Consider the following 13,090-nt stretch of genomic DNA (forward strand, 5'->3'; position numbering starts at 1 on the left):
ATACTCAACTCAAGGAAACCCTTATGCGCCCTGTTCAAAACCTAATTCGCCGCGTGGCCATCGCCGGCGCCATTGCCCTGCTGAGCATCGCCACCGGCTGCTCGAAACCGGCCGATAAACCGGCGAGCGATGCCAGCCCCTCCACCAGCCAGCGCCAGGCCTCGAAGCTGGGCGACCTGTCGGAGTTCCGCAACATTGCCGTGGACGTCTCCGCCCTCGTAGCCACAAACGACCTGGCCGGCGCCAAGGCCCGCATCAAGGACCTGGAAAGCAGCTGGGACGCCGCCGAAGCCGGGATCAAGCCGCGTGCCGCCAACGACTGGCACGTGCTGGACAAGGCCATCGACCGTGCGCTCTCGGCGTTGCGTGACGGCAACCCCAACAGGGCCGACTGCAAGGCCTCGCTGGATGACCTGCTCAAGGCCTTCGACGCGATGAAAGGCTGACGCCTGGCGCCACAGGTGCTTCACTACACACGCGGCGATCACCTCGCCGCGTTGGCTATTTCAGCGGAGAGCGCGATGCGCATATTGCTGGTCGAAGACGACCCCATGATTGGCGACGCGATCCAGCGCGCCCTCAGCGATGCGAGCTACGCCGCCGACTGGGTGAAGAACGGCCTCACCGGCCTGGCCGCCCTCGACACCCATCCCTACGACCTGGTGCTGCTGGACCTCGGCCTGCCCGGCAAGGACGGCCTCGATGTGCTGGACACCCTCCGCGCGCGCAACAACCCGGTGCCGCTGCTAATCATCACCGCCCGCGACAGTCTCGACGACCGCCTGCGCGGCCTGGATGGCGGCGCCGATGACTACCTGCTCAAACCCTTCGACATTCCCGAGCTGCTCGCGCGCATCCGCGCCGTGCTGCGCCGCAAAGGCGGCAGCGCGCAGTCGGTGCTGGGCAATGGCGTGGTGACGCTAGACCTGCTGTCGAAGCAGGCCACTATCGATGGGCAACCCGGCGTGGCGCTGTCCAGCCGTGAGTTTGCGCTGTTGCAGGCCCTGCTGATTCGCCCCGGGGCGATTCTGTCGCGCAGTGAATTGGAAGACCGCCTGTATGGCTGGGGCAACGAAGTGGAAAGCAACGCCATCGAGTTCCTGATTCACGCCTTGCGGCGCAAGTTGGGCAGTCAGGTCATCAAGAATGTCAGGGGCATGGGATGGATGGTTTCAAAAGGCGTTTGAGTGAATCGGTGCAACTGCGCCTGTCGGTGACGCTGTCCCTGGCGATTCTGTTGGTGGCGCTGCTGGCAGGCGTGTTTGCCTTTGTCTCGGCCTTTGAAGAGGCCCATGAACAGCAGGACGAGACCTTGCGCCAGGTCGCCATGGTGTACGACCGCCAGCAAATGACCTTGAAGTACCCGCAGGGCACGGCCATCGACGGTGATGACGAAGAAACCCGGCTGATTATCCAACACCTCGGTGACGGCGCGCACGCCACGGGCAGCAACGATGAAGCCCTGCCGCTGCCCTTCCCCGCCAGCCTGGCCGACGGCCTTGCAACGGTCGAAGTGGCGGGCGAAGCCTTCCGCGTGCTGGTGCGCACCACCGCCCACGGCGAGCGCATTGCCGTGGCCCAGGAATCCGCGGCCCGGGACAAGGACGCCCGCGAAAGCGCGTGGCGCAGCCTGTTGCCGTTCCTGATCCTGTTGCCGGTGCTGTTGCTGGTGGTCGGCGATCTGGTGCGCAAGCTGTTCCGCCCGATTGGCGTGCTGGCGGCGCAGATCGACCGACGTGCCGAGCACGAACTGCACCCGATTGACGAGCAACACCTGCCCACCGAAGTGCGCCCGTTTGTGGTGGCGATCAACCGCCTGCTGGCCCGGGTCGGCCAGGCGATGGACACCCAACGGCGCTTTGTCGCCGACGCCGCCCACGAGCTGCGCTCGCCGATGACCGCGCTGGCCTTGCAGGCCGACCGGTTGGCCGGCGCGGACCTGTCGCCCCAGGCCCGCGAGCGTTTCGAACCGTTGTCCCGAGGCATCGAGCGCGGGCGCAAACTGATCGACCAACTGCTGAGCCTGGCGACAGCGCAAGCCAACACGGCGCGGGTGCAAACCGGGCTTTCGGTGCATGAGGTGTATCGCCAGGTGCTGGAGGATTTACTGCCGCTGGCCGAGCGCAAGGGGATCGATATCGGCGTGGACAGCCCGCAGGACGTGCAGGTGCGGTTCAACCCGATGGACCTGTTCACCCTGGTGAAGAACCTGGTGGATAACGCCATCCGCTATACCCCTGAGGGCGGGCGCATCGATCTGTCGGTGGCGATGATGGCGGGCGCGGTGCAGCTGCAAATCAAGGATTCGGGGCCTGGGATTACCGTGGAGGAACAGGCGCGGGTGTTCGACCCGTTCTACCGCAGCCTGGGCACCGACGAGGCCGGTTCCGGGCTGGGGCTGTCGATCGTCAAGGCCATCGCCGAGCGCACGGGGACGCGGGTGGAGCTGGAGTTCAGTGACCCGGTGGCACAGCGTGGGTTATGTGTTTCGGTGTGGATTGTTACCTAGATCCCAGACACAAATCAGATCAACCTGTGGGAGCGGGCTTGTGTGGGAGCGGGCTTGTGTGGGAGCGGGCTTGCTCGCGAATACGGTGGATCAGACAACACACCTATAACTGACCCACCGCTATCGCAGGCAAGCCAGCTCCCACAGGGATTGGCTGTGTTTGTGAGATCTCCAGCCGAGCACTTTCTATCCATCAACACGGCTCAAAAATGTGGGAGCTGGCTTGCCTGCGATGGCGATCGGTCAGGCACCCTCTCTACAAGCCATGCCGCCGCCTTCGCAGCCTCGCTAAAGCTCGACAGCTCCCACAGGGATCAGCTGTGTTTGTAAGATCTGCGGCCGAACACCGCCTGCCCTATCAACACCGTTCAAAATGTGGGAGCTGGCTTGCCTGCGATAGCGGTGGATCAGGCAGCACACCTATCACTGAACGACCGCTATCGCGGGCAAGCCCGCTCCCACACTAGCCCGGTGCAACCTTGTGAATGGGGCTCTAGCTACATGTCGTACCGCACCGCCATGCCAAACGTACGCGGCGCGCCAGCATCGATGATTTCGTCATCACGGTTGTTGGTGACGTACTGCTTGTCGAAGGCATTTTTCACAAACCCCGACACCGCCACGTTCTGGGTGACCTTGTACTCGCTGCTGAAGTTGGCCAGCACGTAGTTGTCGCTGCGACGCTCGCCCGTGACCTTGCCGGCCGCGTTGAACTCATACGCCGACGGCGCACTGCTCTGGTAGGTGACGTCGGTGTTCAGTGTCAGGCGCTCATTGACGCGGTAGAGGGCCCCCACCGAGGCCTTGTACTTCGGCGCATACAGGAAGGCTTCGCCGCTGCGGTCCTGGCCGCGGTCGGTGACGAAATCCTTGTACTGGCTGTCGGTGATCGCGCCGCCGAGGGTCAGGGTCAGCTGTTCGCTGAGGTCTTTCTCGACGAACACTTCCAGGCCTTTGATATCGCTGCGCCCGGCGTTGTACACGTTGATGATATTGGTGCTGGCCTGGCGCACGCTGACCTGCTGGTCTTTCCAGTCGGTGTAGTAGAGGTTGGCGCGGGTGCGCAAGGTGTCGTCGAAGAATGAACCGCGATACGACAACTCGTAGTTGGTGGTGTATTCCGGGTCGTAGGCCTCGTGGCCACTGCCGGAGCGCACGTTGACGCCGCCGCCGCGATAGCCCTTCTGCACCATAAAACCGAGGTACTGGCCGGCAGCAAGTTCGTAGTTGAGGCCCAGCTTGGGCAGCACGGCCGCGAAGGATTTGTTGACCTTGCCCGCGTCGGACAGGTCGTCCTGCTTGATGTTCGTGTCGTTGCTCTCGCGGTCGTAGCGCAGGCCGGTGACCAGGGTCCAGCGCGGGGCGAAGGTCCAGTCGACTTCGCCAAACAGCGCCTTGTTTTCGATGGTGGTGGCGCCCTTGACGGTGGCCGCCAAATCGCCGTCGAACAACAGCTGGTCGTGGAAGTTGTTGGTGTTGTGGCCGTAGTAGGCGCCGACAAAACTCTTCACCGTGTCCGAGCTGTAGTTGAGGCGCAGTTCCTGGCTGAACAGGTTGCCATCCTGGCGCCGGCGGATCACTTCGTTGTCGACGGCGTTCTGGTCGAAGTCCAGGCGGTTGTTGTAGTCGGAGGCGGTGTTGGCGGTGAGGCTGGTCAGCGACCAGTGCTCGTCGAGGCGGTAGTCGAGCTTGGCGCTGACCGTGTCCTGGATCAGGTTGTCGTAGGCCTGGGTGTCGGAGGAAATCTTGTAGTAACGCACCTTGTCCTTGGTGCGCATCACCGAGTTGTCGCCCTGGCGGTGCTCGTTGTGGGCGTAAGTCAGCAGCACATCGAGGTCATCGGTGGGCACGATGAGCAATTTGCCGCGCGCATTGCTGGTGCGATGGGGGTTGGCGTCCTTGCCCAGGGCGATGTTGTCGATGTAGCCGTCGCCGTCTTGATAATCCAGGGCGATACGCCCGGCGATCTTGTCGTCGACGATGGACCCGCCACCGGCCACGGCCGCGCCTTTTTCGCCGTAGTTGCCCACGTTGGTCTGCGCCGAAAACTTCGGCTGGAACGTCGGGTTGCGGGTCTGGATCACCACGGCGCCGGCCAGGGAGTTACGGCCCTGGGTGGTGGACTGCGGGCCGAGGAACACTTCGACCTGTTCCACATCCCACAAGCCGGTCGGCGTCAGTGTGAGGGTACGGTTGGGCTGGACGGCGCCATCGACATACACCGACACCGCGCCATTGAGGGTAGCCGGGCCCTGGTCGTCGAAACCGGACACCGGTACACCGCGAATCCCCCAGTTTTCATTGCCGGCCTGGCTGTACACGCCGGGCGTACGGGCGAAGACGTCGACCAGGCTGTGGTCGGCCTTGTCGCGCAGCTGCTGTTCGGTCACCACCACCACGCTGGATTGGGTTTGCTCCAGGGTGCGGTTGATTTTTTCACCGCTGACCGTGATCGGCGCGATTTCCAGGCTGTTGCTCTCCGCCGCCCAGGCCCCGTGCGCCAGGCACGCCATGGACCCTACGGCCATCGCGATTGTAGTTTTTTTGACATTCACGCCCTGCACCCCTACGCCAGCTAGTTATTGTTTTTTCTGCGGGCGCACAGGTAGCCAAACGCCAGCGGCGCGAAGTTTAAGGGATAAAAATGCCGAAATAAACAGAATTGATAATCCATCTCATTCGCGACGTAACCCGTGAAATGTATCCGACTCAACACACACCACTTCGATTTGATCGTTCCCACGCCGAGTGCTGGAACGATCATGAAAATTAATAATTTTATAAATTATCTAAATAACAATATTTAATAATTAGCTTATTCGAAAAAAGAATTTCACTCAGGTTTTTTATAGTAATAAATTCAGTTCAACCCCACCTTAATCGTTTCCCCTACCACGCTTTCGAAGCTGTACCCACGCCACGGGCCAGTACCAGAATTAATGGACTATTGCTGACATGCCCGATCTCGCCTGCGCCCTACCGCTGAAAAAGTTCCACCTGTCCTTGCTGACCAGCTCCCTGCTCTTGACCGCCGCGCCGTCGTTTGCCGATGACGCCAAGCTCGACACCGTGACCGTGATCTCCACCGGCCTGCGCGGCCAGGAGCGCACCGTGGCCGACAGCCCGGCGCCGATTGACGTGATCAACAGCGACCAGTTGCTCAAGACCGGCCGCGCGGAGTTGTCCGAGGCGATTGCCAAGTTGCTGCCGTCGTTCAACTTCGGCACCAATATCGCCGGCTACAACTCGGTGACGCGGCCCTTGAGCAACCGCAGCCTGGGCCCGGCGTACACCCTGGTGCTGGTCAATGGCAAACGCCGGCACAACGGCGCCACCGGCCAGCGCGGGTCCATCGACAACAGCGGCGCGAATGCGGTAGACATCGACCTGATCCCGGTCAGCGCCGTGGACCATATCGAAGTGCTCAAAGACAGCGCCGCCGCGCAGTACGGCTCGGATGCGGTGGCGGGCGTGATCAACATCATCCTCAAAAACAGCAAGAGCGGCGGCCATCTGGAAACCAGCTACGGCCAGCTGTTTTCAGGCGAAGGCGAGACGATCAAGGTGGCCGGCGACCAAGGCTTCGAGCTGGGCCAGGGCGGCTTTTTCCACCTCTCCGCCGACGCGCGCAAACGCGGCAATGCGTCGTGGAACGACAAGGCCGACAGCAGCGTCAAGGCCTTCAACGACCCGGCCAAGGAAGCGGCCTGGGACCGCGTGGCGATCAAGAACGGCGACCCCGATCTCAAGGCCTTCAACCTCGCCTACAACGCCGAACTGCCTCTGGAAGACCTCACGCTGTACTCGTTCTCCACCTACGGTGAACGGGATGCCGAAGCCGCCAACTATTTCCGCCTGCCCACCGGCACCGCCGCCGTGCCCGAGGTGTTCCCCGACGGTTACTTCCCGCTGAACAACATCAAGGACCGCGACTACCAGTTGCTGTTTGGCGGCAAGGGTGAACTGGCCGAATGGAACTGGGACCTGAGCACCACCTACGGGCGCAACAATGTGCACCATTCCAGCGACCTGAATATCAACCCGTCGCTGGGGACAGCGTCGCCAACCAAGTTCGACAACCTGGCGACTTTCCGCTTTGAACAGTGGGTCAACAACCTCGACTTCACCCGCCGCTACGACAGCCTGTTCAACCTGACCTCGCCGGTGCAGGTGTCGGCCGGCCTGGAACATCGCTGGGAGCATTTCAGCACCTTCGCCGGTGACCGCGAGGCCTATATCACCGGCACCTACCCCGCCGCCTCGGGCGCGCAGGCGGCGGTGACGATCCGCCCGGAAGATGAAGTCAGCCTGATCCGCAACAACGTCGCCGGTTACCTGGACCTGGGTTTTGACCTGACCGATAAATGGTTCCTGGACGTGGCCGGTCGCGTCGAACATTACGACGATGACTCGGGCAACACCTTCGGCCTCAAGGTCAATTCACGCTATGAGCTGACCGACAGCGTGGCCGTGCGCGGCACCGTCGGCACCGGCTTCCGTGCGCCATCGCTCACGCAGATCGGCTACACCGTCGCCGACAACCGCGTGGCCCTGGATGCCGACGGCAACGTGGTGCCCGCCGTGACCCGCCTGACGCCGTCGGGCAGCAACCTGGCCAAGGCCCTCGGTGGCGATGACCTCAAGCCGGAAAAATCACGCAACCTCGGCCTCGGCCTCACCTGGCAGCCGGCGCCGCGCACCAGCATCACCGCCGACGCCTACCTGATCGACATCGACGACCGCATCGCCCTCACCAGCAACATCTACGACCGCGGCAACGGCGCGATCAACGCGATCCTCACCGCCCAAGGCGTGCCGTCCGGCACCTGGGTCAACTACTACACCAACGCCTTCGACACCCGCACCAAGGGCCTGGACGTGGTCGCCGACCACACCACGCCGCTGGACGCCTATGGCGAGGTGCGCTGGAGCCTGGGCTTCAACTGGAACAAGACCACCATCCAGGACAGCCGCGACACCCCGGCCGCGCTGGCTAACACCGGCGTGACCCTGGTGGGCCGCGACCGCGCCGGCGACCTCACCGACGCCTCGCCCAAGACCAAATGGATCCTCGGCGCCAACTGGAAAATCGAAGACCTCGCGGTGAACCTGCAAACCGCGCGCTACGGCGCGGTCAAGACCCTCGCGGTCAACCCCAGCGGCGACCGCAGTTTCGGCGCCAAATGGATCACCGACCTGGACGTGAGCTACACCTTCGTCGACCACCTCACCGTGAGCATCGGCGGCACCAATATCTTCGACGTGCGCCCCGACAAGCACGCGGTGTACAGCAACCTGGGCCTGGCGGCCTACGGCAACCCGCCGTTCTACCCGGGCGGCGGCTACTGGTACACCAAGCTGGCCTACGACTTCTGATCCACACCGTGCATGCACCCGAACCGCCACATGAGGGCTAACCATTGACTACCTCCAACTTGATGAGCCGCTTGCTGGCCCCGTGCGCCCTGGCGCTGGCCCTGGCCGGTTGCTCGCCTTCGGGTGAGCAGGCCCAGGCCAACAAAACCCTGAACATCGCGTTCTTTGGCGACAACACGATTCTGGTCAGCGTCGACCCGTTCCAGGTCTATTGGCTGGAACACCGGGTGCTGCTGCGCAATGTCGCCGAGTCCCTCACTGACCAAGACCCAGAAACCGGCAAGATCATCCCGTGGCTGGCCAAAAGCTGGGAGGTCAGTGACGACGCGCTGACCTACACCTTTCACCTGCGCGACAACGTGACCTTCAGCAACGGCGAACGCTTCGATGCCAAGGCAGTGAAGACCGCGTTCGACAGCGACAAGGCCCTGGCCACCGAGCTGCCGGCCACGTTTGGTGCGACCTACCTGGCGGGTTACGACCATGCCGAAGTGGTGGATGACTTCACCGTCAGACTGGTGCTGTCGCGGCCCAACGCGGGTTTCTTGCAGGCCACTTCCACCACCAACCTGGCGATCCTCGCGCCCGCCTCCTATGCGCTGACCGTCAAGGAGCGCTCCCTGGGCAAGATCATCGGCACCGGGCCCTTCGTGTTGGCGAGCTACACCCCGGAAGTCGGCGCGCACCTGACCAAACGCAAAGGCTACGCCTGGGCCTCGGCCAATATGAAAAACCAGGGCGAAGCCCATCTGGACGCCATCGACATCAGCTACATCCCCGAAGAAAGCGTGCGTAACGGCCTGTTCCTGCAAGGCAAGGCCGACATCCTGTGGCCGCGCAACCCGTTCTCCGAGGTGGACCTGAAGCTGTTCCAGTCCAAGGGCGCGACCATCCAGAGCCGCTCGCTGCCAGGCCCGGCGCTGAACCTTTACCCCAACACCCGTGGCGAACGCATCCTCGCCGACCGGCAAGTACGCCTGGCGGTGCAGAAGTCCATCGACCGCACCAGCTACGCCAGCACCGTGTACAACGCCGAGTTCCCGGTGGTGCAAGGCATCTTCGACGTGACCACGCCCTTCGCCAAGAGCCAGGCGGCCAAGCTCGGCTATGACCCGGCGGGCGCCGAACAGCTGCTGGATGGAGCCGGCTGGGCCAAGGGCGCCGACGGTTACCGGCAGAAAAACGGCAAGCGCCTGAGCCTGAGCTACAACATCAGCCCGGCGGAAACCGCCGGCGACGTGCTGATCCAGGACCAACTGCGCAAGGTCGGCATCGAGTTGAAACTCAGCGTGGTCACCCGCGCCGAGTGGGTCGCCAACAACTCCGCCGGCAACTACGACCTGACGATCAACTACATGACCCGCGCCGACCCGATCATCCTGCAAACCATCCTCGACCCACGCACCGCCAACAGCTCCACCGTCGCCACCAACACCTACGAGCCGGCCACACTGGAAAAAGCCAAGGGCTTGTTCGATGCGGGCATCACCGCCACCCAGGGTCCACAACGCGCGGCGGCCTATGGCGCCCTGCAAGACCTGCTGATCGATGAAAGCTCGGCGTTCCCGGTGTATGAGCGGGTGTGGCAGGCCGCGACCTCGGCCAAGGTGAAAAACTTCCGCTGGACCGCCGAAGGTTTCGCCCTGCTGGGTGATATCGAGATCGGCACGCCATGAGCCGCTACCTGATCGGCCGTGTCGGCCAGGCGCTGCTGGTGTTGTGGGGCGCCTACAGCATCACGTACTTCATCCTGTATCTGCTGCCGGGCGACACCCTGTCCCTGATGCTCAGCGCCTCGGGCATGGAGGCCGATGCGCTGTCGGTGGAAGACCTGGCCAAGGCGCGGGCCTATTACGGCTTGGACAAGGGCGTGTTCGAGCAGTACTTCGACCTGCTGTGGGGCGCGTTGCGCGGCGACTTCGGCCAGTCGCTGTCGATGAACCGCCCGGTGGCTGAATTGCTGGTGGAGCGTTTGCCGCAAACCCTGTCCCTGGCCGGCCTGGCCATCGTGTTGTCGTTGCTCGGCGGCATCGGCCTGGCCTACCTGACCGCGTACGTCCGCTGGCAGCCGTTGAAAAAGGCCCTGACGCGCCTGCCGTCCCTGGGCTTTTCGGTGCCGGTGTTCTGGATGGGCTTGCTGTTGATCCAGGTGTTTGCGTTTGGCCTGGGCTGGTTTCCGGCCACCGGCAGCAAGGGCTTTGAAAGCCTGATATTGCCCGCCGTGACCCTGGCGATTCCCAGCGCGGCGGTGTACGCCCAGGTGCTGCAACGCAGTTTCCAGGGGGTGTGGCGAGAGTCGTACATCGTCACCGCCTACGCCAAGGGCCTCAGCCGCGGCCAGGTGCAGGCGCGCCACGGTTTCAAGAACGCGGCGCTGCCGATCCTCACGCTGATTGGCTTGCAGGTGGGCAACACAGTGTCCGGTGCGGTGCTGGTGGAAACCATCTTCGCCCGCTCCGGCATCGGCCGCCTGGCCCAGGAAGCCGTGCTGCGCCAGGACATCCCGGTGGTGCTGGCCATCGTCGCGGTGTCGGCGGCGGCGTTTGTGCTGGTCAACCTGCTGGTGGACCTGCTGTACCCGTGGCTCGACCCGCGTATCTCCCACACGCCAAAGGTGTCCTAGACCATGACCATCCTTGAGCAGAACCTGCACGGCCAAGCCATCCCGGCCAGCCATCCGCTGTGGCGCCGCCGCAGCCGCCTGCAACGCACCACGGCGGTGTTGTTGCCGTTGTTGCGCAAACCCGGTTTCAGCCTGGCGCTGCTGCTGGTGCTGTTCGCGCTGGTCAGTGCCGTGCTCCCGCACCTGCTGACCGGCTTTGACCCCTACGCCACCTCCCCTGCCGACAAGCTGCGCGCGCCCAACTTGACCCACTGGTTCGGCACCGATGAACTGGGCCGCGACCTGTTTACCCGGGTGGTCTACGGCGCACGCCTGTCGATGCTGGCGGCGTCGCTGGCGGTGGGTATTGCGCTGGTGGGCGGGCTTGGGCTGGGCATTCTGTCGGGCTTTGCCGGCGGGCGGATCGACTCGCTGATTATGCGTGTTGTCGATGTGTTGCTGGCCCTGCCCGGCGTGCTGCTGGCCCTGGCAATTGTCACGGCCATTGGCTTTGGTACGGTGCCGGTGGCCATCGCCGTGGGCGTCGGCATCATTCCGGGGTTTGCCCGCACCACCCGCGCCGAAGTACTTCGGGTCAAGACCCTGCCCTATGTCGAAGCCGCGCGCCTGGGCGGCGCCAGCTGGGGGCGGACCTTACTGCGCCATATCCTGCCGAATGCCTGGGGCCCGGTGGCAGTGTTGGCGACCCTGGATTTCGGCGCAGCGATCCTCGCCACAGCCGGGCTGAGCTTCCTCGGTTTCGGCGCGGTGCCGCCGGCTGCCGAGTGGGGCACGCTGATCGCCAACGGCCGGCACTTTTTGATCACCGCGCCATGGGTATCCCTGTTGCCCGGCCTGTTCCTGGTGGCCGTGGTGTTCAGCCTCAACCATATCGCCCGCACCTTCGAGGAGACCCAGCGATGAGCGCTTTAGTGGATGTGCGCCAACTCAGTGTCAGCTACCGTTCCGGCGGGCAACTCACCGCCGCCGTCAAACAGCTGTCGCTGGCGATTGCCGAGGGCGAGACCGTGGCGATTGTCGGCGAGTCCGGCTCGGGCAAATCGACCCTCGCCAACGCGATCCTCGGCTTGCTGCCGGACAACGCGCAGATCAGCGGCGGCGCGCTGTGGATCGCGGGCAACGAGCTGACCCACGCCAGCGAACGCCAGAAGCGTGGCGTGCGCGGCCGCACCGTCGGGCTGGTGCCCCAGGACCCGATGGTCAGCCTCAACCCGACCTTGCGCGTCGGCCAGCAGATCGCTGAAGCGCTGATCCTGGCAAACGGCAAACGCTACCCCGGCGTGGATGCCGATATTGTCGAGCTGCTGCAACAGGTGGGCATCGACAAACCGGTATTGCGCGCCCGCCAATATCCTCACGAGCTCTCCGGTGGCATGCGCCAGCGGGTGCTGATCGCCATTGCCCTGGCCGGCAACCCGCGCCTGATAATCGCCGACGAGCCCACCAGCGCCCTTGACGTCACCGTGCAGCGCAAGATCCTCGACCACTTGCAACGCCTGGTCAGTGAGCGCGGGATTTCGCTGCTGATTATCACCCACGACCTCGGCGTGGCCACCGACCGCGCGGACCGCATCCTGGTGATGCAGCACGGTGAGCTGGTAGAACAGGGCCCGCCCCGGCAGATCCTCGACGCGCCGCAACACGACTACACCCGCGCCCTGATCGCCGCCGCGCCGGCGTTCGCCAGGCGCCGCGAACCCTTGCTGAACCTGGACCCGACGCAGGCGCCGATCCTCAGCCTGCACCACGTCGGCAAGACTTTCGCGCTGCCCAAGGTCAAGGGCGAAGCCAGCACCTTCCTCGCTCTGGAGGACCTGAGTCTGGAGGTGTACCCCGGGCAGACCCTGGCGATTGTCGGTGAGTCCGGCTCGGGCAAGAGCACCGCGCTGCGCATCGCCCTCGGCCTGGAGAAACCCAGCCACGGCCGCGTGCACTTCGAACAACAGGACATCACCGACCTCAGCTGGCGCGAATTCCGCCCGCTGCGCCAACGCATCCAGCTGGTGCAGCAGAACCCGTTCGCCGCGCTGGACCCACGCTTGACGATTTTCGAGAGTATTGTCGAGCCGCTGGAATCCTTCGGCCTGCTCAAGGGCGCCGCCCTGGAACAGGCCGCGCGCGAACTGATCGGCCGCGTACACCTGCCGGTCAGCTACCTCGACCGCCTGCCCCGCGAACTCTCCGGTGGGCAATGCCAACGCGTCGCCATCGCCCGCGCCCTGGCGTTGAAACCGGATCTGTTGCTGCTGGATGAACCGGTCAGCGCCCTGGATGTGTCAGTGCAGGCGCACATTCTCGACCTGCTGGAAGAACTGCAACGGGAGATGGGCATTGCCTATGTGCTGGTGTCACACGACCTGTCGGTGGTGGCCAACTTTGCGCACCAGGTGTTGGTGCTGCGTCAGGGTCGCGTGATTGAGCATGGCTCGGTGGAACACATCTTCAACCGGCCCGCTACGGAGTACACCCGGGAACTGATTGCGGCGATTCCGGGGCGGCAAGCGGCGGCGTGACTCGGTCAAGAAAATGTGGGAGCGGGCTTGTGTGGGAGCGGGCTTGCTCGCGAAAGCGGTGGATCAGTC

Annotated in this window: 9 protein-coding genes; 8 read left to right on the forward strand and 1 reads right to left on the reverse strand. The window is 63.9% G+C overall.

The window, feature by feature from the left end:
• The first annotated feature begins 23 nt into the window (after nucleotides 1–23).
• From NUV89_RS13710 to NUV89_RS13720, 3 genes are all read left to right on the forward strand, one after another.
• On the forward strand, nucleotides 24–446 hold the full coding sequence (locus tag NUV89_RS13710; RefSeq protein WP_257781731.1) for a hypothetical protein: 423 nt from the start codon (nucleotides 24–26) through the stop codon (nucleotides 444–446).
• A 75-nt stretch (nucleotides 447–521) separates the two neighbouring features.
• Nucleotides 522–1,187 (forward strand): response regulator transcription factor, encoded by a 666-nt coding sequence (locus NUV89_RS13715; protein ID WP_257781732.1) that lies wholly within the window; start codon nucleotides 522–524, stop codon nucleotides 1,185–1,187.
• Nucleotides 1,163–2,509 carry an ATP-binding protein gene (locus NUV89_RS13720; protein WP_257781733.1) on the forward strand — a complete coding sequence of 449 codons (1,347 nt, stop codon included), beginning with the start codon at nucleotides 1,163–1,165 and terminating at the stop codon, nucleotides 2,507–2,509. The genes NUV89_RS13715 and NUV89_RS13720 overlap by 25 nt, the downstream gene beginning before the upstream one ends.
• Before the next feature lie 497 nt (nucleotides 2,510–3,006).
• Here NUV89_RS13720 and NUV89_RS13725 read toward each other — a convergent pair whose 3' ends face one another.
• Nucleotides 3,007–5,064, reverse strand: a complete 2,058-nt coding sequence (locus tag NUV89_RS13725) for a TonB-dependent receptor (RefSeq protein ID WP_257781734.1) — start codon at nucleotides 5,062–5,064, stop codon at nucleotides 3,007–3,009.
• Between the two features lie 400 nt (nucleotides 5,065–5,464).
• On the opposite strand from NUV89_RS13725, the gene NUV89_RS13730 reads away from it, so the two are divergent.
• The 5 genes from NUV89_RS13730 (at nucleotide 5,465) to NUV89_RS13750 (ending at nucleotide 13,021) form a co-directional block, all read left to right on the forward strand.
• Nucleotides 5,465–7,885, forward strand: a complete 2,421-nt coding sequence (locus NUV89_RS13730) for a TonB-dependent siderophore receptor (protein WP_257781735.1) — start codon at nucleotides 5,465–5,467, stop codon at nucleotides 7,883–7,885.
• Between the two features lie 62 nt (nucleotides 7,886–7,947).
• On the forward strand, nucleotides 7,948–9,561 hold the full coding sequence (locus NUV89_RS13735) for an ABC transporter substrate-binding protein (protein ID WP_257781741.1): 1,614 nt from the start codon (nucleotides 7,948–7,950) through the stop codon (nucleotides 9,559–9,561).
• On the forward strand, nucleotides 9,558–10,508 hold the full coding sequence (locus NUV89_RS13740) for an ABC transporter permease (protein ID WP_257781736.1): 951 nt from the start codon (nucleotides 9,558–9,560) through the stop codon (nucleotides 10,506–10,508). Before NUV89_RS13735 ends, NUV89_RS13740 begins: the two co-directional genes overlap by 4 nt.
• A 3-nt stretch (nucleotides 10,509–10,511) precedes the next feature.
• A complete protein-coding gene (locus tag NUV89_RS13745; RefSeq protein ID WP_257781737.1) occupies nucleotides 10,512–11,411 on the forward strand; it encodes an ABC transporter permease in 900 nt (299 codons plus the stop codon).
• The gene (locus NUV89_RS13750; protein WP_257781738.1) at nucleotides 11,408–13,021 is read left to right on the forward strand and encodes an ABC transporter ATP-binding protein; all 1,614 of its coding nucleotides are present in this window, start codon (nucleotides 11,408–11,410) and stop codon (nucleotides 13,019–13,021) included. The genes NUV89_RS13745 and NUV89_RS13750 overlap by 4 nt, the downstream gene beginning before the upstream one ends.
• Nucleotides 13,022–13,090: the final 69 nt, after the last annotated feature.

This window comes from Pseudomonas sp. 18.1.10 (genome assembly GCF_024655625.1).
In the GTDB taxonomy this organism is placed as follows: domain Bacteria; phylum Pseudomonadota; class Gammaproteobacteria; order Pseudomonadales; family Pseudomonadaceae; genus Aquipseudomonas.